At 71.4% G+C, this 19,484-nt stretch carries 17 protein-coding genes; 2 read left to right on the forward strand and 15 right to left on the reverse strand.

Annotated features, from left to right (window positions below; all coding sequences use genetic code 11):
• Window positions 1-76 precede the first annotated feature (76 nt).
• Window positions 77-1,009, reverse strand: coding sequence for a methionyl-tRNA formyltransferase (fmt, locus tag ACZ41I_RS23115; RefSeq protein ID WP_363219924.1), 933 nt, complete (start codon window positions 1,007-1,009; stop codon window positions 77-79).
• A gap of 296 nt (window positions 1,010-1,305) precedes the next feature.
• On the opposite strand from fmt, the gene ACZ41I_RS23120 reads away from it, so the two are divergent.
• Window positions 1,306-1,839, forward strand: coding sequence for a hypothetical protein (locus tag ACZ41I_RS23120; protein ID WP_363219926.1), 534 nt, complete (start codon window positions 1,306-1,308; stop codon window positions 1,837-1,839).
• 175 nt (window positions 1,840-2,014) lie between these two features.
• Here the strand turns inward: ACZ41I_RS23120 and ACZ41I_RS23125 are convergent, their stop codons facing one another.
• The 14 genes from ACZ41I_RS23125 to pyrR all read right to left on the reverse strand — a co-directional run bounded on the left by ACZ41I_RS23125 (window position 2,015) and on the right by pyrR (window position 18,625).
• Window positions 2,015-4,174: a primosomal protein N' gene (locus tag ACZ41I_RS23125; protein ID WP_468514948.1), complete on the reverse strand. Its 2,160-nt coding sequence runs from the start codon at window positions 4,172-4,174 to the stop codon at window positions 2,015-2,017.
• Between the two features lie 174 nt (window positions 4,175-4,348).
• Window positions 4,349-5,557 carry a methionine adenosyltransferase gene (metK, locus tag ACZ41I_RS23130; RefSeq protein ID WP_399771392.1) on the reverse strand — a complete coding sequence of 403 codons (1,209 nt, stop codon included), beginning with the start codon at window positions 5,555-5,557 and terminating at the stop codon, window positions 4,349-4,351.
• A 250-nt stretch (window positions 5,558-5,807) separates the two neighbouring features.
• A complete protein-coding gene (coaBC, locus tag ACZ41I_RS23135; RefSeq protein WP_399771390.1) occupies window positions 5,808-7,010 on the reverse strand; it encodes a bifunctional phosphopantothenoylcysteine decarboxylase/phosphopantothenate--cysteine ligase CoaBC in 1,203 nt (400 codons plus the stop codon).
• A 115-nt stretch (window positions 7,011-7,125) separates the two neighbouring features.
• Window positions 7,126-7,398, reverse strand: coding sequence for a DNA-directed RNA polymerase subunit omega (gene rpoZ, locus ACZ41I_RS23140; RefSeq protein ID WP_003982715.1), 273 nt, complete (start codon window positions 7,396-7,398; stop codon window positions 7,126-7,128).
• A gap of 38 nt (window positions 7,399-7,436) precedes the next feature.
• Complete coding sequence (gene gmk, locus ACZ41I_RS23145) at window positions 7,437-8,117, reverse strand: guanylate kinase (RefSeq protein WP_468514949.1); 681 nt, start codon at window positions 8,115-8,117, stop codon at window positions 7,437-7,439.
• Window positions 8,056-8,379 (reverse strand): integration host factor, encoded by a 324-nt coding sequence (locus ACZ41I_RS23150; RefSeq protein ID WP_003977346.1) that lies wholly within the window; start codon window positions 8,377-8,379, stop codon window positions 8,056-8,058. The genes gmk and ACZ41I_RS23150 overlap by 62 nt, the downstream gene beginning before the upstream one ends.
• Window positions 8,380-8,679: 300 nt before the next feature.
• Window positions 8,680-9,525: an orotidine-5'-phosphate decarboxylase gene (gene pyrF, locus ACZ41I_RS23155; RefSeq protein ID WP_468515039.1), complete on the reverse strand. Its 846-nt coding sequence runs from the start codon at window positions 9,523-9,525 to the stop codon at window positions 8,680-8,682.
• 5 nt (window positions 9,526-9,530) lie between these two features.
• Window positions 9,531-10,637, reverse strand: coding sequence for a quinone-dependent dihydroorotate dehydrogenase (locus ACZ41I_RS23160; protein ID WP_468514950.1), 1,107 nt, complete (start codon window positions 10,635-10,637; stop codon window positions 9,531-9,533).
• Window positions 10,638-10,694: 57 nt separating this feature from the next.
• Entirely contained in the window at window positions 10,695-14,003 is a 3,309-nt protein-coding gene (gene carB, locus ACZ41I_RS23165; RefSeq protein ID WP_363218917.1) for a carbamoyl-phosphate synthase large subunit, read from the reverse strand.
• Window positions 13,996-15,138, reverse strand: a complete 1,143-nt coding sequence (carA, locus tag ACZ41I_RS23170) for a glutamine-hydrolyzing carbamoyl-phosphate synthase small subunit (protein ID WP_399771382.1) — start codon at window positions 15,136-15,138, stop codon at window positions 13,996-13,998. The genes carB and carA overlap by 8 nt, the downstream gene beginning before the upstream one ends.
• Window positions 15,135-15,695 carry a PH-like domain-containing protein gene (locus tag ACZ41I_RS23175; protein ID WP_363218915.1) on the reverse strand — a complete coding sequence of 187 codons (561 nt, stop codon included), beginning with the start codon at window positions 15,693-15,695 and terminating at the stop codon, window positions 15,135-15,137. Before ACZ41I_RS23175 ends, carA begins: the two co-directional genes overlap by 4 nt.
• Entirely contained in the window at window positions 15,692-16,978 is a 1,287-nt protein-coding gene (locus ACZ41I_RS23180) for a dihydroorotase (RefSeq protein ID WP_363218914.1), read from the reverse strand. Before ACZ41I_RS23180 ends, ACZ41I_RS23175 begins: the two co-directional genes overlap by 4 nt.
• A gap of 5 nt (window positions 16,979-16,983) precedes the next feature.
• Window positions 16,984-17,955, reverse strand: coding sequence for an aspartate carbamoyltransferase catalytic subunit (locus ACZ41I_RS23185; RefSeq protein WP_363218913.1), 972 nt, complete (start codon window positions 17,953-17,955; stop codon window positions 16,984-16,986).
• Between the two features lie 91 nt (window positions 17,956-18,046).
• A complete protein-coding gene (gene pyrR, locus ACZ41I_RS23190; RefSeq protein ID WP_363218912.1) occupies window positions 18,047-18,625 on the reverse strand; it encodes a bifunctional pyr operon transcriptional regulator/uracil phosphoribosyltransferase PyrR in 579 nt (192 codons plus the stop codon).
• A 253-nt stretch (window positions 18,626-18,878) separates the two neighbouring features.
• On the opposite strand from pyrR, the gene bldD reads away from it, so the two are divergent.
• Window positions 18,879-19,382, forward strand: a complete 504-nt coding sequence (bldD, locus tag ACZ41I_RS23195) for a transcriptional regulator BldD (RefSeq protein WP_014671524.1) — start codon at window positions 18,879-18,881, stop codon at window positions 19,380-19,382.
• Window positions 19,383-19,484: the final 102 nt, after the last annotated feature.

The raw sequence follows: 19,484 nt of genomic DNA on the forward strand, positions 1-19,484 counted from the left end.
AAGGTGCTCCGGATGTGAAGAAGAGGGTGCGGTGTCCAGCGTACGTCGGCACACCGTCGCCCCCGCCGCCCGGGGCTCAGCCGCCGAGCGTCTCGCTCTCCGCGATGCGCACGCCGCGGGCCCAGTCGGCGGCGCGCATCGGCTTCTTGCCCTGCGCCTGCACCCAGAGCAGCTCGACGGCGTACGAACCGGTGCCGACGTGCACGCTGTTCTTGCCGACCGCCATCCGCCCCGGCGCGAGGTCCGTGCGCTCGGGCGCGGGCGTGACCTGGATGAGCTTGAGCCGCTCGCCGCGGAAGGTGGTCCAGGCGCCGGGCGACGGCGTGCAGCCGCGCACGACCCGGTCGACGCGCAGCGCGGGCGCGGCCCAGTCCACCTGGGCGTCCTCGACGGTGATCTTCGGCGCGACGGTGATGCCCTCGGCCGGCTGCGGTACGGCCTTCAGGGCACCGTCCTCGATGCCGTCCATGGTCGCGGCGAGCAGCCCCGCACCGGCGAAGGCGAGCCGGGTCAGCAGATCGCCGCTGGTGTCCGTGGACCGGATCTCCTCGGTGACCGTGCCGTACACCGGCCCCGAGTCGAGCCCTTCCTCGATGAGGAAGGTGGACGCGCCGGTGATCTCGTCGCCCGCCATGATGGCGTGCTGCACCGGTGCCGCCCCGCGCCAGGCGGGCAGCAGCGAGAAGTGCAGGTTGACCCAGCCGTGGGCCGGGATGTCGAGGGCGGCCTTGGGCAGCAGGGCGCCGTAGGCGACGACCGGGCAGCAGTCCGGGGCGATCTCCTTCAGCCGCTCCAGGAACTCCGGGTCCCGGGGCCTGAGCGGCTTCAGCACCTCGATCCCGGCCTCCTCCGCGCGCTCGGCCACGGGCGACGCGACCAGCCTGCGCCCGCGCCCGGCCGGCGCGTCGGGCCGCGTGACGACGGCGGCCACCTCGTGCCGCCCGGAAGCGATCAGGGCGTCCAGAGCGGGAACAGCGACCTCGGGGGTACCGGCGAAGACGAGCTTCATGGGCGGGATCGGGCCTCTCGGGCGGGGGTTGACGGGCAGCGCACCAGTCTATGACCACGAATCCATGACCACGAACGGCCGAACGACCACGAACGGCCGGCCGCCGACGGCGAGCAACGCCCTGGGCCGCCCAGCCTCTCGGCCGGGCGCGCACCCGACCGCCCGGCGTGCGCATATGCCCGTACGCCCCCACCCCGTGACCCGTGGAGCACACACGCGTTGGTCAAGAAAGAGTTGACCACATAGGGCCTTTTCACGGCCCGATTCCTTTCAACGCCGGTTCGAGAGGCTTGTTCATGGCCGACCACGCCACCCACGACGCCCAGGCCCGGGCCAGCCTGCACTTGCTGGTGCGGGACATCGAGCGGGTCCGCCGGCAGGTGGACGCGCTGCGCACGCTCACCGCCCAGCTGGGCAACGTCTACCGCCCGCGCCGCTCCGGCCCGTCCACGGGCTTCGTCGTCTACGGACGCGCTCCCGCCCCGACGGTGCGCCTCGCCCAGGAACTCCGGGACAGTGTCGAAACCCTGGTCACGGCCGCCGTGGACTTCGACCGCTCGCTGGGCTTCTCGTGGGACGCGGTGGGCTCCGCGCTCGGAGTCACCAAGCAGGCGGTGCACCGCCGTTACGGCGCGCGCCGCGCCGCGGCCCAGGCGGCCGCCGAGGCGGAACGGACCCCGGAGCCGTCCGGTACCCGCACGGTCAATGTGAACACCGGTCTGCCCACTGTCCCCGCGGCCCGCTCCATGCCCACGCAGCCGACCGCGGGCAGCCCGGCCCTGCGCGACGAAGCCCGCCCGACGGCTTTCCCGAGCCCGCGCAACGGCTGACCGTCCTGCCCCTGCCCTCCCTGGAGAGAGTCCGGGAGGGCAGACACATGGGGAGGGCGCGACCGGATGCCGAGGGTGCGACCGGATACCGAGGGCGCGACCGGATGCCGAGGGTGCGGCAGGGGCAATCGCTTCCCTCACCGACTCCCCCACCCGATTCCCTCGCCCGATCCCCTCACCCGATGTCCGCCGGATCGATCCGCACCCGTACCGCCTCCCCGCTCCCTCGTGCCATGCGAGCGGCCTGGGCCGCCTTGAGGGCGGAAGCCAGCGCGGCCCCGCTGCCCGGCGGCACGCGCACCAGCGCCCGGTCCCAGTGCTCACCCGGCGGCGGTGCTCCGGGCCTGCGAGGACTGCCGGGCGGCGTCGGCGGCATCGGCACCGGCCCCAACACCTCCGCATCCTGCGGCAGTTCGACCGAGGACAGGAACTCGGCGACGGCCGCGGGCGGCCCCGACACCGCCGCCATCCGGGACACCGGCGGGAAGCCCAGCTCGGCCCGCTCCGCCAGCTCCCGCACCGCGTGCCCGACGGGGTCCCAGCGCACCAGCGCCTGCACGGGCCGCAGGGTCGGCTCGGCCACCACGACCACCGTGCCCCCCTCGCTCTGCGGCCGCACCAGCGATCCCGCCGCGATCCACCGGCGCAGCGCGTCCTCACCGGCCCGCAGGTCGGGGCGTACGAGCATGGCCCAGCCGTCCAGGAGGAGGGCCGCCGCGTAGCCGCCCTCGGCGACCGGTTCGGCACCCGGTGTGCTCACGACCAGCGCGGGCGTGCCCGGCACCGTGTCCAGCACGTGTTCCCGTCCCGAGGTGCGCACCGGGACGGCGGGAAAGGCGCGCCCCAGCTCCTCGGCCGTCCGCCGCGCCCCCACGACCTGGGCCCGCAGCCGGAAGCCGCCGCACTCCGGACAGTGCCAGGCGCTCTCCTCGCGCCCGCACCAGGCGCACCGCAGCACCCCCGCGTCCTGCCCCTGCAGCGGCCCTGCGCAGTGCCGGCACCTGGCGGGCGCCCGGCACTGGGCGCAGGCCAACCGCGGTGCGTAACCGCGTCGGGGCACCTGCACCAGCACCGGACCGTGCCGCAGCCCCTCGCGGGCCGCCTGCCAGGCGAGGGTGGGCAGCCGGGCGGCACGCGCGGCCTCGTCGCGCGCGAGGTCGTCGTCCCCGACCGTGCGGACCAGGGGCACGGCCCGGCGCACCTGCTCCCGCCCGGCGACCAGCGGCCGGGCCCAGCCGTTCTCGACGAGCTGGGCGGCCTCGACGGTGCAGGCGAATCCGCCCAGCAGGAAGGCGCACTTGTCCAGCGCGGCGCGCAGCAGCAGCACGTCGCGCGCGTGCGGCTGCGGGGCGTGCTGCTCGCTGTGGCTGTCGTCGCCGTCGTCCCAGATGGCGACGAGGCCGAGGTCCTGTACCGGCGCGAACATGGCCGCCCGCGTCCCGACCACGGCCCGTACGGACCCCCGTCGCACCGCGAGCCACTGTCCGTACCGCTTCTCGGGCCCGGCGTCGGCCGTGAGCAGCGCGTGCCGGCCCGCGCCGAGCAGTGCGGTGAGGGCGGCGTCGACCCGCGCGGCGGCCCGCCCGTCCGGTACGACGACGAGGGCGCCGCGTCCGGAGGCGAGCGTGGCGGCGACGGCGCGGGCCAGTTCCTCGCTCCACAGGGGACCCGGCAGTGCGTTCCAGACCGCCCTGGGCGACCCTCCGGCGGCCAGCGCCTCCAGGAACGCCGGCCCGTGCTCATACCGCAGCCAGGAGGCCGTCTCGGGGGCCTTGGGCGGTGGCAGTGGCGCGGGCGACGGCCGCTGTTCGGCTCGCGCGCTGCGGGGTGGCACGGCCAGCTGGAGCACATCGGCGAGGCTGCCGGCGTATCGGTCGGCCACGGCCCGTGCGAGGCCGAGCAGCTCCTCGCTCAGCACCGGCTCCGGCGAGACGACCTGGGCCAGGGCGGCCAGCGGCCCCGAGTAGTCGGACTCGGCCCGCCGCTCGACGAGGAAGCCGTCGATGAGTCCGCCGCCTTCGCGGCGCCCCTCGCGCACCCGGCCGCGCCCGGCCCCGAACCGCACCCGCACCCGCACGCCGGGCTGCGCCTGCTCGTCCAGCTCCTCGGGCACCGCGTAGTCGAAGTACCGGTCGAGGTGCAGCACGCCCTTGTCGACCAGGACCCGTGCGACCGGCAGCTCCTTGGCGAGCGCGGCTCCCCGCCAGGTCCGCGGCTTGGCGCGGGGCGTCTTGGCCTGGCGCACGCTCTCCCGAATGAGCGCGAGCTGCTCCGGCGGCGCCCCTGCGGCCCCGCCGTCCCCTGCTGCCCGGGACGCCCCGTTCTCGCTGCTCACGCTTGCATTCTTACCAAACGGCACGGACAACGGGGCCTGCCGGCGGATACCTGGCGGGCCTGGGCTCTCGGCCGTGACCGGGCCTGGGCCGGAGCCGCTGGAGCCGTTGGGAGCACGCCGAGGCCCGGCCCCCGCGATGGGGAGACCGGGCCTCGGCGAGCAGAGTGGACTGGCTTACAGGCCCACGGCCTGGCGCAGGGCGTCTACGCGGTCCGTGCGCTCCCAGGTGAAGTCGGGCAGCTCGCGGCCGAAGTGGCCGTAGGCCGCCGTCTGGGCGTAGATCGGGCGGAGCAGGTCCAGGTCGCGGATGATCGCGGCCGGACGGAGGTCGAAGACCTCGTCGATCGCCTTCTCGATCTTCTCGGCCTCGACCTTGGCCGTGCCGAAGGTCTCCACGAACAGACCGACCGGCTCGGCCTTGCCGATCGCGTAGGCGACCTGTACCTCGCAGCGGGAGGCCAGGCCCGCCGCCACCACGTTCTTGGCGACCCAGCGCATCGCGTACGCGGCGGAGCGGTCGACCTTGGACGGGTCCTTGCCGGAGAAGGCGCCGCCGCCGTGCCGGGCCATGCCGCCGTAGGTGTCGATGATGATCTTGCGGCCGGTCAGGCCGGCGTCGCCCATCGGGCCGCCGATCTCGAAGCGGCCGGTCGGGTTGACCAGCAGGCGGTAGCCCTCGGTGTCCAGCTTGATGCCGTCCTCCAGGAGCGCCTTCAGCTCCGGCTCCACGACGAACTCGCGGATGTCGGGGGCGAGCAGCGACTCCAGGTCGATGTCGCTCGCGTGCTGCGAGGAGACGACGACCGTGTCGAGGCGTACGGCCTTGTCGCCGTCGTACTCGATGGTGACCTGCGTCTTGCCGTCCGGGCGCAGGTAGGGGATGGTGCCGTTCTTGCGGACCTCCGACAGGCGCTTCGACAGGCGGTGCGCCAGGAAGATCGGCAGCGGCATCAGGGTCGGCGTCTCGTCGGACGCGTAGCCGAACATCAGGCCCTGGTCGCCGGCGCCCTGCTTGTCCAGCTCGTCGTCGTCGCCCTCGACCCGGGACTCGTACGCCGTGTCGACACCCTGGGCGATGTCCGGGGACTGCGCGCCGATGGACACCGACACGCCGCAGGAAGCTCCGTCGAAGCCCTTCTTGGAGGAGTCGTAGCCGATCTCGAGGATCTTGTTGCGGACCAGGGTCGCGATGTCCGCGTAAGCCTTGGTCGTCACCTCGCCGGCCACGTGCACCAGGCCGGTGGTGATCAGCGTCTCGACGGCGACCCGGGAGGTCGGGTCCTCGCGCAGAAGCGCGTCGAGAATGGTGTCGCTGATCTGGTCAGCGATCTTGTCGGGGTGACCCTCGGTCACGGACTCCGAGGTGAACAGGCGACGGGACACAACGCTCCCTGTGGTTGCAGCGGCTGCTGGCTGATCATTTGCGGCGACGCGCGGGGCTGCGCCCGGCGTCGACCGTGAACAGTTTATCGGTCGCACTCGGCCGATGGGGCACGTGTCTCGCCTCTCGGGAGCGCTGTGACCTGCGGCACGGGCATTCTGCCCAATGCCGGGCGGCGATGGCCAGGTACCGCCGCACCCGATTTGATCGGTCCCCGGGCGCTCCGTCAACCAGGCATCCGGGGTCCGTACGTCACCCGAGCCGCCGTACCACCAGATCCCAGACGATGTCGGCCAGGGCCTCCTTGGGGCCGTGCGGCACCGGTGTCTCGCTGCCGTCGGCGCCCAGCACCACGGCCTCGTTCTCCTCGGAACCGAAGGTCTTGCGCTCCCCCACCTCGTTGACCACGAGCAGGTCACAGCCCTTTCGGGCGAGCTTGGCGCGGCCGTTGGCGAGGACGTCGTCGGTCTCGGCGGCGAAGCCCACGACCACCTGTTCGGGCCGCGCCCGGTCGGCCGAAACCTCCGCGAGAATGTCCGGATTCCGCACCAGGACGATCGGGTCGGGGTCCTGGCCGTCCTTCTTCTTGATCTTGCCGGAGGCGTAGACCGCCGGACGGAAGTCGGCGACCGCGGCGGCCATGACGACCGCGTCGGCGTCCGCCGCCGCCTTCAGCACGGCCTCACGCAGCTGGACGGCCGTGCCGACCGGTACGACGTCCACGCCCGCCGGGTCGGGCAGGCCGGTGTTGGCCGCGATCAGCGTGACCCGGGCGCCGCGCGCGGCGGCGGTGCGGGCGAGGGCGTAGCCCTGCTTGCCGGAGGAGCGGTTGCCGAGGAAGCGGACCGGGTCGAGTGGCTCGCGGGTGCCGCCCGCGGAGACGACGACGTGCCGTCCCTTGAGGTCGGGCTCGGTGACGCCCCGGGCCAGCACCCGGCGGCAGACCTCGAAGATCTCCGCCGGGTCGGGCAGCCGGCCCTTGCCGGTGTCGACGCCGGTGAGGCGGCCGACGGCGGGGTCGATGACGACGGCGCCGCGGCGGCGGAGCGTGGCCACGTTCTCCTGGGTGGCCGGGTGCTCCCACATCTCGGTGTGCATGGCGGGCGCGAAGACGACCGGACATCGGGCGGTGAGCAGCGTGTTGGTGAGCAGGTCGTCGGCGAGGCCGTGGGCGGCCTTGGCGAGCATGTCGGCCGTGGCAGGCGCGACGACCACCAGGTCGGCGTGCTGGCCGATGCGCACGTGCGGGACCTCGTGGACGTCGTCCCAGACCTCCGTCGAGACCGGGTTGCCGGACAGGGCGGACCAGGTCGCGGCCCCGACGAAGTGCAGCGCGGAGGCGGTGGGCACCACGCGGACGTCATGGCCCGACTCGGTGAGCCTTCTCAGCAGCTCACAGGCTTTGTAGGCGGCGATGCCGCCGCTGACCCCCAGAACGACCTTCGGCTTGTCCACCGTCTCTCCCCGGACTCGAAAACCTGGCACACCCATGAGACACCACAGGCCCGGCAGTCGCGCTGCCGGGCCTGTGGACAAATCAACCGCAGTCTGAAAGTACTCCTGCGTGGTGCTACTGGGCGGGGCCCTCGACGGCCTCGGAGGTCAGCAGACCGGCGTTGATCTCGCGCAGGGCGATCGAGAGCGGCTTCTCGTGGACGTGGGTGTCGACGAGCGGACCGACGTACTCGAGGAGGCCCTCGCCGAGCTGCGAGTAGTACGCGTTGATCTGACGGGCCCGCTTGGCGGCGTAGATCACGAGGCTGTACTTCGAATCGGTGGCCTCAAGCAACTCGTCGATCGGCGGGTTGATGATGCCCTCGGGCGCGGTGATGGAAGAGGACACGCTCTACCTTCCGAAAGAGGGAAAAAGATCAGTCACGATCACACAACGTCCATCAAGGCTAGCAGCTCGCGCGCCACGTCCTCGACGGAGGTGTTGACCAAGGTCGTATCGAACTCCGGCTCGGCCGCCAGCTCGGTCCTGGCCGCCTCCAGGCGGCGCTCGATGACCTCGGGCGGCTCGGTGCCCCGGCCGGTCAGCCTGCGCACCAGCTCCTCCCAGGAGGGCGGAGCCAGGAACACCAGACGAGCCTCGGACATCGACTCCCGGACCTGCCGGGCGCCCTGGAGATCGATCTCCAGCAGCACCGGCTCGCCCTTCTCCAGCCGCTCCAGCACGGCCGCTCGGGGCGTGCCGTAGCGGTTGCCGGCGAACTCGGCCCACTCCAGCAGCTCGCCGTTGGCGATCAGCTTGTCCATCTCCTCGTCGGTGACGAAGAAGTAGTGGACTCCGTGCTGCTCGCCGGGGCGGGGCGTGCGGGTGGTGGCCGACACCGAGAGCCAGACCTCGGGGTGTTCCTTGCGCATATGGGCGACGACCGTGCTCTTGCCGACCCCCGAGGGGCCGGAGAGCACGGTCAGCCGCGGACGTTCACTCATGCAGCGATTATTCCAGTAATCCCGGAGTGCCCGGGACTCCCGGTCCGGCGCGGGCCCGGACTCAGGAGCCGGTGCTGCCGAACTCACGCTCCAGAGAAGCGATCTGGTTGGAACCGAGACCACGCACGCGGCGGCTCTCGGAGATGCCCAGACGCTCCATGATCTGCTTGGCGCGGACCTTGCCCACGCCCGGCAGGGACTCGAGCAGCGCGGAGACCTTCATCTTGCCGATGACGTCGTTCTCCTGGCCCTGCTTGATGACCTCGTGCAGGGAGGCGCCGGAGTGCTTGAGTCGATTCTTGACCTCGGCCCGCTCCCGGCGAGCCGCGGCGGCCTTTTCGAGCGCGGCTGCGCGCTGTTCGGGGGTAAGGGGCGGAAGAGCCACGCCTACGTCACCTCGGATGTCGAACTGTCGGATACGGACCGGTGAGGAACCTAGTCGCCCCACACCTGGGGAGCCACGAGCAACACGCTTCGCCCGTTCTCCCCCACTACCTAATGGGTGTGGGGGTGTCCCCACAGCTCGGAGACTAGCGGTCAAGTCCGCCAGAGTCAGCGAGAACAGCGGAAAAGTCCTGGTCAGCCTCCGCCAGGCCGGACATTTCCGACATAATGCCCTCGATTTGAGGATGTATTCACACTCAAGTCGCCGGGACACCGCTCGCCGGAGCGCACATCGGAGGACTCAGGCGCCCGCGACGGCGGCCTGGATCTCCTCCGCGAAGCGCTGGGCGGCCGCACGCAGCGCCCCCGCGTCGGGACCCTCCCGCAGCACACCCCGGCTGACGTTCGGCACGACGTTGCGCAGCGCCGACCCGAACACCTTCGGAAGATCGGCCGGCGTCGCGCCCTGCGCGCCGACGCCGGGCGCGAGCAGCGGACCGTTGATGGCCAGGTCGTACGACGACAGGTCACCGACCGTGGCGCCGACGACGGCACCGAAGGAGCCCAGCGGCTCCTCCCCCGCGTTCTCGGCGGCCAGGTGGGCCAGCATGGTCGCGCCCACGGTGCGGCCGTCGGCGCGGACGGCGTGCTGGACCTCGGGGCCCTCCGGGTTCGAGGTGAGCGCCAGCACGAACAGGCCGGCGCCGCTCTCCCGGGCCAGCGCGACGGCCGGGCTGAGCGAGCCGTAGCCCAGGTACGGCGAGACGGTCAGGGCGTCGCAGAACAGCGGGGCGTCCTTGTGCAGGTAGGCCTCGGCGTACCCGGCCATGGTCGAGCCGATGTCGCCGCGCTTGGCGTCCATCAGGACGAGGGTGCCGGCCGCGCGCGCCTCCTGGACGATCGTCTCCAGGACGGCGACACCGCGGGAGCCGAAGCGCTCGAAGAAGGCGCTCTGCGGCTTCAGCACGGCGACCCGGTCGGCCACCGCCTCGACGACCGTGCGGCTGAACCGCTCCAGCCCGGCCACGTCGTCGTTCAGACCCCACTCCGCGAGGAGCGAGGCGTGCGGGTCGATGCCGACGCACAGCGGGCCGCGCTCGTCCATGGCGCGGCGCAGCCGCGCGCCGAAGGGCTCCACCGGGCTCATGCTGGTCATCGGGGCTTCCTCACGTCGGCGCCGACCGCGTCGGCGAGGGTGGCGTACGGACTGGTGCGCAGGCGGGCGGCGAGGCCCTTGTGGATCGCACGGGCCCAGAAGGGGCCCTCGTAGATGAAGGCGCTGTACCCCTGGACCAGCGTGGCGCCCGCCAGGATGCGCTGCCAGGCGTCCTCGGCGGTCTCGATGCCGCCCACCCCCACCAGCGTGATCCGGTCGCCCACGCGGGCATACAGACGGCGCAGGACCTCCAGGGAACGCGCCTTCAGCGGGGCGCCGGACAGGCCGCCGGTCTCCTTCACCAGCGAAGGGGCCGACTTCAGGCCGAGGCCGTCGCGGGCGATGGTGGTGTTGGTGGCGATGATGCCGTCCAGGCCCAGCTCCACGGCCAGGTCGGCGACGGCGTCGATGTCCTCGTCGGCGAGGTCCGGGGCGATCTTCACCAGCAGCGGGACGCGCCGGTTCGCGACCGTCCGGTCGGCGGCCTCGCGGACGGCGCTCAGCAGCGGGCGCAGGGCCTCGGTGGCCTGCAGGTTGCGCAGGCCGGGCGTGTTCGGCGAGGAGACGTTCACGACCAGGTAGTCCGCGTACGGGGCGAGGCGCTCGGCGGACTTCACGTAGTCGCCGACGGCCTCCGCCTCCGGGACGACCTTCGTCTTGCCGATGTTGACGCCGACGACGGTCTTGAAGAGGGGCTCACGGGTCGCGAGGCGGGCGGCGACGGCCAGCGAGCCGTCGTTGTTGAAGCCCATGCGGTTGATCAGCGCGCGGTCCGCGACGAGCCGGAACAGCCGCTTCTTAGGGTTGCCGGGCTGCGGATCGCCGGTGACCGTGCCGATCTCGACGTGGTCGAAGCCCAGCATCGACATCCCGTCGATCGCGACGGCGTTCTTGTCGAAGCCGGCGGCGAGCCCGAAGGGGCCGTGCATGCGCAGCCCGAAGGCCTCCGTGCGCAGCTCCTTGTAGCGGGGCGCGAGGGCGGCCGCGACGAAGGTGCGCAGCACGGGGATGCGGACGGCGAGGCGGATCCAGCGGAAGGCCAGATAGTGGGCCTTCTCGGGGTCCATCCGTTTGAAAACCAGACGGAAGAAAAGCTCGTACATGTCTCTGTGTCCTCATGAAGAGGGGGACACCGTTTCCGGTGTCCCCCTCAAGGGCTGCTAGTCGCGGGCCGCGGTCAGGTGTTCGGCGTGTTCCTGGAGGGAGCGGACGCCGACGTCGCCGTGGTTGAGGGCGTCGATGCCCTGGACCGCCGCGGCGAGCGCCTGAACGGTGGTCAGGCACGGCACGGAGCGGGCGACCGCGGCGGTGCGGATGTCGTAGCCGTCCAGACGGCCGCCGGTGCCGTACGGGGTGTTGACGATCAGGTCGACCTCCCCGTCATGGATCAGCTGGACGATGGTCTTCTCACCGTTCGGGCCGGTGCCCTCGGACTGCTTGCGCACCACGGCGGCGTGGATGCCGTTGCGCTTGAGGACCTCGGCGGTGCCGGAGGTGGCGAGCAGCTCGAAGCCGTGGGCGACCAGCTCACGCGCCGGGAAGATCATCGAGCGCTTGTCGCGGTTGGCGACCGAGATGAACGCCCGGCCCTTGGTGGGCAGCGGGCCGTAGGCACCCGCCTGCGACTTGGCGTACGCGGTGCCGAAGACGGAGTCGATGCCCATGACCTCACCGGTGGAGCGCATCTCCGGGCCGAGGACCGTGTCGACGCCGCGGCCGTGGATGTCCCGGAACCGGGACCACGGCATGACGGCCTCCTTGACGGAGATCGGCGCGTCCAGCGGAAGCTCGCCGCCGTCGCCGTTCGCCGGAAGCAGGCCCTCGGCACGGAGCTCGGCGATGGTCGCGCCCAGCGAGATCCGGGCGGCGGCCTTCGCGAGCGGCACCGCGGTCGCCTTGGAGGTGAAGGGGACCGTACGGGACGCGCGCGGGTTGGCCTCCAGGACGTAGAGGATGTCGCCGGCCATCGCGAACTGGATGTTGATCAGGCCGCGCACGCCGACACCGCGGGCGATGGCCTCGGTGGAGGCGCGCAGCCGCTTGATGTCGAAGCCGCCCAGGGTGATCGGGGGCAGGGCGCACGCCGAGTCGCCGGAGTGGATACCGGCCTCCTCGATGTGCTCCATCACGCCGCCGAGGTACAGCTCGGTGCCGTCGTAGAGGGCGTCGACGTCGATCTCGATCGCGTCGTCCAGGAAGCGGTCGACGAGGACCGGCCGGGAGGGGCTGATCTCGGTCGACTCGGCGATGTAGGCGGCCAGCCGGGTCTCGTCGTAGACGATCTCCATGCCGCGCCCGCCCAGCACGTAGGACGGCCGGACGAGGACCGGGTAGCCGATCTCGTCGGCGATGGCCTTGGCCTCGGCGAAGGTGGTGGCCGTGCCGTGCTTCGGGGCCGGCAGGCCCGCCTCCGCCAGCACCCGGCCGAAGGCGCCGCGGTCCTCGGCGGCGTGGATGGCCTCCGGGGAGGTGCCCACGATCGGCACGCCGTTGTCCTTCAGGGCCTGCGACAGACCCAGCGGGGTCTGCCCGCCCAGCTGCACGATCACACCCGCGACCGGGCCGGCCTGCTGCTCGGCGTGGACGATCTCCAGTACGTCCTCCAGCGTCAGCGGCTCGAAGTACAGCCGGTCGGAGGTGTCGTAGTCGGTGGAGACGGTCTCCGGGTTGCAGTTGACCATCACGGTCTCGTACCCGGCGTCGGACAGCGCGAAGGAGGCGTGGACGCAGGAGTAGTCGAACTCGATGCCCTGGCCGATGCGGTTCGGGCCGGAGCCCAGGATGATGACGGCCGGCTTCTGCCGGGGCGCGACCTCCGACTCCTCGTCGTAGGCCGAGTAGAAGTACGGCGTCTTCGCGGCGAACTCTGCGGCGCAGGTGTCGACCGTCTTGTAGACGGGGCGGATGCCGAGGGCGTGCCGGACCTCGCGCACGACGTCCTCGCGCAGGCCGCGGATCTCACCGATCTGCTGGTCGGAGAAGCCGTGCCGCTTGGCCTCGGCGAGCAGGTCGGCGGTCAGCTCCGGGGCCTGGGCCAGCTCGTCCGCGATCTCCTTGATCAGGAAGAGCTGGTCCACGAACCACGGGTCGATCTTCGTGTACTCGAAGATCTCCTCCGGCGTGGCGCCCGCGCGGATCGCCTGCATGACCGTGTTGATCCGGCCGTCGGTGGGCCGTACGGCCTCGCGCAGCAGGGTCTCCTTGTCGCCCGTCTCGCCGACGAAGGTGAACTGGCTGCCCTTCTTCTCCAGCGAGCGCAGCGCCTTCTGGAAGGCCTCGGGGAAGTTGCGGCCGATGGCCATGGCCTCGCCGACCGACTTCATGGTGGTGGTCAGCGTGGAGTCGGCCTGCGGGAACTTCTCGAAGGCGAAGCGCGGGGCCTTGACGACCACGTAGTCGAGCGTGGGCTCGAAGGAGGCCGGGGTCTCCTGGGTGATGTCGTTCGGGATCTCGTCCAGGGTGTAGCCGACGGCCAGCTTCGCGGCGATCTTGGCGATCGGGAAGCCGGTGGCCTTGGAGGCGAGGGCCGAGGAACGCGACACGCGCGGGTTCATCTCGATGACGATCACGCGACCGTCCTCGGGGTTCACCGCGAACTGGATGTTGCAGCCGCCGGTGTCGACGCCGACCTCGCGGATGACGGCGATGCCGATGTCGCGCAGGATCTGGTACTCGCGGTCGGTCAGCGTCATCGCGGGCGCGACGGTGATCGAGTCACCGGTGTGGACGCCCATGGGGTCGAAGTTCTCGATGGAGCAGACGACCACGACGTTGTCGTGCTTGTCGCGCATCAGCTCCAGCTCGTACTCCTTCCAGCCGAGGATGGACTCCTCCAGGAGCACCTCGGTGGTCGGGGAGAGCGTGAGGCCCTGGCCGGCGATGCGGCGCAGCTCCTCCTCGTCGTGCGCGAAGCCGGAGCCGGCGCCGCCCATGGTGAAGGACGGGCGGACGACGACCGGGTAGCCGCCGAGGGTCTCGACGCCCTTGAGGACGTCGTCCATGGAGTGACAGATGACCGACCGGGCGGACTCGCCATGGCCGATCTTCTTGCGGACCTCCTCCACGACCTCCTTGAACAGGTCGCGGTCCTCGCCCTTGTGGATCGCCTCGGGCTTGGCGCCGATCAGCTCGACGCCGTACTTCTCCAGGACACCGTTCTCGTGCAGCGAGATGGCGGTGTTCAGCGCCGTCTGGCCGCCCAGGGTGGGCAGCAGGGCGTCGGGGCGCTCCTTGGCGATGATCTTCTCGACGAACTCGGGGGTGATCGGCTCGACATAGGTGGCGTCGGCGATCTCCGGGTCGGTCATGATCGTCGCCGGGTTGGAGTTCACCAGGATGACGCGCAGGCCCTCGGCCTTGAGCACGCGGCACGCCTGGGTGCCGGAGTAGTCGAACTCGGCGGCCTGGCCGATGACGATCGGGCCGGAGCCGATGACCAGGACGGACTGGATATCGGTGCGCTTAGGCACGCTGGCCCTCCATCAGGGTGACGAAGCGGTCGAACAGGTAGGCGGCGTCGTGCGGGCCCGCAGCCGCTTCGGGGTGGTACTGGACGGAGAAGGCCGGCTGGTCGAGCAGCTGCAGCCCCTCCACGACGTCGTCGTTCAGGCAGACGTGCGAGACCTCGGCGCGGCCGAACTTGGTCTCGCTGACCTTGTCGAGCGGCGCGTCCACGGCGAACCCGTGGTTGTGCGCGGTGACCTCGACCTTGCCGGTCGTACGGTCCTGGACCGGCTGGTTGATGCCCCGGTGGCCGTACTTCAGCTTGTAGGTGCCGAAGCCGAGCGCACGGCCGAGGATCTGGTTGCCGAAGCAGATGCCGAACAGGGGCGTCTTCCGCTCCAGGACGGCGGTCATGAGCGCGACGGGGCCGTCGGCCGTGGCGGGGTCACCGGGGCCGTTGGAGAAGAACACGCCGTCCGGGTCGACCGCGTAGATCTCGTCGGCCGTGGCGGTGGCGGGCAGCACGTGCACCTCGATGCCGCGCTCGGCCATGCGGTGGGGGGTCATGCCCTTGATGCCGAGGTCGATCGCGGCGACGGTGAACTTCTTCTCGCCGACGGCCGGGACGACGTACGCCTCCTTGGTCGCGACCTCCTCGTAGAGGCTCGCGCCCTTCATGTGCGGCTGGGCCTGCACACGCGCGAGGAGCTCGGACTCGGGGGCGATCGCCTCACCGGAGAAGACGCCGGCGCGCATGGAACCGCGCTCGCGCAGGTGGCGGGTGAGGGCGCGGGTGTCGATGCCGGAGATGCCGACCACGCCCTGCCGCTCCAGCTCGTCGTCCAGGGAGCGCTTGGCCCGCCAGTTGGACGGCACGCGCGCGGGGTCGCGCACGACGTAGCCGGAGACCCAGATGCGGCTCGACTCGTCGTCCTCGTCGTTCCAGCCCGTGTTGCCGATCTGCGGGGCGGTCGCGACCACGATCTGGCGGTCGTACGACGGGTCGGTCAGGGTCTCCTGGTAGCCGGTCATGCCGGTGGAGAACACGGCCTCGCCGAAGGTCTCCCCCACGGCCCCGTAGGCACGGCCGCGGAAGATGCGGCCGTCCTCCAGGACGAGTACGGCGGGAACCCTGGCAGCTCCCCTTGTGGAGGTCGTCATCGTGCGCCTTCCGTGTCGTTGGTCATGTGGTTCAGGGTGTCGGCCCACTCGGTGTGCTCGGCCGCGTGGTCGGAGCGGAAACCGGAGTCGATCAGCTTGTCGCCGAGTGCCCAGGTCACCACCAGCAGGCCGCCCTCGGTGAGGACCTTGCCGGCGATGCCCTTGTCCAGCCGGGCGCCGCGCAGCGCGGCGGTCGGGATGAAGAAGTCGCTCGCTCCGGGACGCTCGACCTCCAGCCCTTGGTCGGTCAGGGTGAGCTCGGCCCGGCTGCGGGTGCCCAGGCCGTGGGCCACGATGCGGTCCAGCCACTGCCCGGCGGTGGTGGAGCCGTGGTAGCGGCCGCTCATGCTCAGTCTCACCGGGCCGGTCTCGTCCGGCGCGCTGGGCGGCTTGGGCAGGTCGCCCTGGAGGGTGCCGCGCCACTTCCAGCCCTCGCGCATCAGCCAGTAGACGAGCGCGATGAAGAGCAGGAGTCCGACGAGCCAGCCGATGCGGCCCGGCCAGTCGGTGACCTCGGCCGACCGCTTGGCCTCGGCCAGCAGGATTACAGGTGTCACGTGAGCTTCCCGTCGACGAGCGTGGCCTTGCCCCGCAGCCACGTGTGCGTCACACGGCCCGGCAGCTCACGCCCCTGGTACGGGGTGTTGCGGCTGCGTGAGGCGAAGCCCGCGGGGTCCACCTGGCCACGGTATTCCGTGTCGACGAGGGTGAGGTTGGCGGGCTCACCAGCCGAGACGGGACGGCCGTGCCCGGTGGCCTGTCCGATCTGCGCGGGCTTGAAGGACATGCGGTCGGCGACGCCGGCCCAGTCCAGCAGGCCCGTGTCGACCATGGTCTCCTGGACCACTGACAACGCGGTCTCCAGACCGACCATGCCCATGGCAGCGGCGGCCCACTCGCAGTCCTTGTCCTCGTGCGGGTGCGGGGCGTGGTCGGTGGCGACGATGTCGATGGTGCCGTCCGCGAGGGCGGCGCGCAGGGCGTGCACATCGCGCTCGGTGCGCAGCGGCGGGTTGACCTTGTAGACCGGGTTGTACGTGCGCACCAGCTCGTCGGTGAGGAGCAGGTGGTGCGGGGTGACCTCGGCGGTGACGTCGATGCCGCGGGACTTGGCCCAGCGGACGATCTCGACGCTGCCGGCGGTCGACAGGTGGCAGATGTGGACGCGGGAGCCGACGTGCTCGGCGAGCAGCACGTCCCGGGCGATGATCGACTCCTCGGCGACGGCCGGCCAGCCGCCCAGGCCCAGTTCGGCGGAGACGACGCCCTCGTTCATCTGGGCGCCCTCGGTCAGCCGGGGCTCCTGGGCGTGCTGGGCGACGACGCCGCCGAAGGCCTTCACGTACTCCAGCGCGCGGCGCATGATCACGGCGTCGTCCACGCACTTGCCGTCGTCGGAGAAGACGGTGACGCCGGCGGCCGACTCGTGCATGGCGCCCAGCTCGGCGAGCTTCCTGCCCTCCAGGCCGACGGTGACCGCGCCGATGGGCTGCACGTCGCAGTAGCCGTGCTCCTGGCCGAGCCGGTAGACCTGCTCGACGACACCGGCGGTGTCGGCGACCGGGAAGGTGTTGGCCATGGCGAAGACGGCGGTGTAGCCGCCGCTCGCCGCCGCGCGGGTGCCGGTCAGGACGGTCTCGGAGTCCTCGCGGCCCGGCTCGCGCAGATGGGTGTGCAGGTCGACCAGGCCCGGCAGCAGCACCTTGCCGCCGGCCTCGACGACTTCGGCGCCGTCGGCGGACAGGCCGGTGCCGACCGCCTCGATGACCTCGCCGTTGATCAGCACGTCCTGCGGCTCGCCGCCGAGCACCTTCGCACCACGGATCAGGATCTTGCTCATGGGTCTTACTTCTCCTCAGTGCGGGTCTGGGCGGGCTCGTTGCCACCGAGCAGCAGGTACAGGACGGCCATCCGGATGGAGACGCCGTTGGCGACCTGCTCGACGGCGGTGCAGCGGTCGGAGTCGGCGACCTCGGCGGTGATCTCCATGCCGCGGACCATCGGGCCGGGGTGCATCACGATGGCGTGCTCGGGCAGCCTGGCCATGCGGTCGCCGTCGAGGCCGTAGCGGCGGGAGTACTCGCGCTCGGTCGGGAAGAAGGCGGCGTTCATCCGCTCGCGCTGGACGCGGAGCATCATCACCGCGTCGCACTTGGGCAGCGCGCTGTCGAGGTCGTACGACACCTCGCACGGCCATGCCTCGACGCCGACCGGCACCAGGGTGGGCGGGGCGACGAGGGTGACCTCGGCGCCGAGGGTGTGCAGCAGGTCGACGTTGGAGCGGGCGACCCGGCTGTGCAGGACGTCGCCGACCACGGTGATGCGCTTGCCGCTGAGGTCCTGGCCGAGGCCGGCGTCCCGGCCGAGCAGGCGGCGGCGCATGGTGAAGGCGTCCAGCAGAGCCTGGGTGGGGTGCTGGTGGGTGCCGTCACCGGCGTTGATCACGGCCGCGTCGATCCAGCCGGAGTTGGCGAGGCGGTACGGGGCTCCGGAGGCGCCGTGCCGGATGACGACGGCGTCGACGCCCATGGCCTCCAGGGTCTGGGCGGTGTCCTTCAGGGACTCGCCCTTGGACACGCTGGAGCCCTTGGCGGAGAAGTTGATGACGTCCGCGGACAGGCGCTTCTCGGCGGCCTCGAAGGAGATCCGCGTGCGGGTGGAGTCCTCGAAGAAGAGGTTGACGATCGTGCGGCCGCGCAGGGTCGGCAGCTTCTTGATCGGCCGGTCGGCGACCCGGGCCATCTCCTCGGCGGTGTCGAGGATCAGGACGGCGTCGTCGCGGGTGAGGTCGGCGGCCGAGATGAGATGACGCTGCATCTGTCAGGCTCCGTAAAGGCGGTTCATTCAGGAGATGTGGGGCAAATCGGCGCATGTGCAGGCATGCGGAAGCAGCCCGGCGCCGGAGTTGCTACTGGCCGGCCTTCACACCGAGCAGCACGGTGTCGCGACCGTCCTCCTCGGCGAGCTGGACCTTGACCGTCTCCCGCAGCGACGTGGGGAGGTTCTTGCCGACGTAGTCGGCGCGGATCGGCAGTTCGCGGTGGCCGCGGTCGACCAGGACCGCGAGCTGGACCGCACGGGGGCGCCCGATGTCGTTCAGGGCGTCGAGGGCGGCGCGGATCGTGCGGCCGGAGAAGAGCACGTCGTCGACGAGGACGACCAGCTTGCCGTCGATGCCGTCACCGGGGATCTCGGTGCGGGCCAGCGCACGCGGGGGGTGCATGCGCAGGTCGTCGCGGTACATGGTGATGTCGAGCGAGCCGACCGGCACCTTGCGGTCGGTGATCTGCTCCAGCTTGACGGCGAGCCGCTGGGCGAGGAAGACGCCCCGGGTGGGAATGCCGAGGAGCACCACGTCGTCGGCGCCCTTGGCACGCTCGACGATCTCATGGGCGATACGGGTCAGTACCCGCGCGATGTCGGGGCCTTCGAGCACGGGCCGCGCATCGGACGCCTGCGGATCGGCAGGCGAGTCGTGCTTGTCCATACGAAACGGACCTCCTTCTCCGCCTCACGGGACGGACCTTAAAGGACGTCGGATTTGCGCCATCCACCGTAGCAGGTCTTGGCGAGGGCCCCGATCACCCCCTTGGCGGAACCGGTTGCCACTACCACGGAAGAGTCGGTGTGGACCATTCGGCTTGACGCACGAGAGTCACGCTGCGTAACCTCACAGTGAGTTACCAGCCGCGCGGCGGGAATACCGTCCGGCCGCGTCGACACAGTGTCCGGGGAGCTATATGTCCAGCGAATACGCCAAACAGCTCGGGGCCAAGCTCCGGGCCATCCGCACCCAGCAGGGCCTTTCCCTCCACGGTGTCGAGGAGAAGTCCCAGGGGCGCTGGAAGGCCGTGGTGGTCGGGTCCTACGAGCGTGGCGACCGAGCGGTGACCGTCCAGCGGCTCGCCGAGCTGGCCGATTTCTATGGCGTTCCCGTGCAGGAGCTCCTGCCGGGCACCACGCCGGGCGGCGCGGCCGAGCCGCCGCCGAAGCTGGTTCTCGACCTGGAGCGGCTGGCCACCGTGCCGGCCGAGAAGGCGGGCCCGCTGCAGCGCTACGCGGCGACGATCCAGTCCCAGCGCGGTGACTACAACGGCAAGGTGCTCTCCATCCGCCAGGACGACCTGCGCACACTCGCCGTCATTTACGACCAGTCCCCCTCGGTCCTCACCGAGCAGCTGATCAGCTGGGGCGTCCTGGACGCCGACGCCCGCCGCGCGGTGGCCACGCACGAAGAGGCGTGACCGCCTGCGGCAGCTGAGCAGAAACGTGGGGGGGGGGGGGGGGGGGGGGGGGGGGGGGGGGGGGGGGCGGGGGGGGTTTTTTTCTTTGTGGGGGGGGGTGGG

Source organism: Streptomyces sp. NPDC030799 (assembly GCF_055572255.1).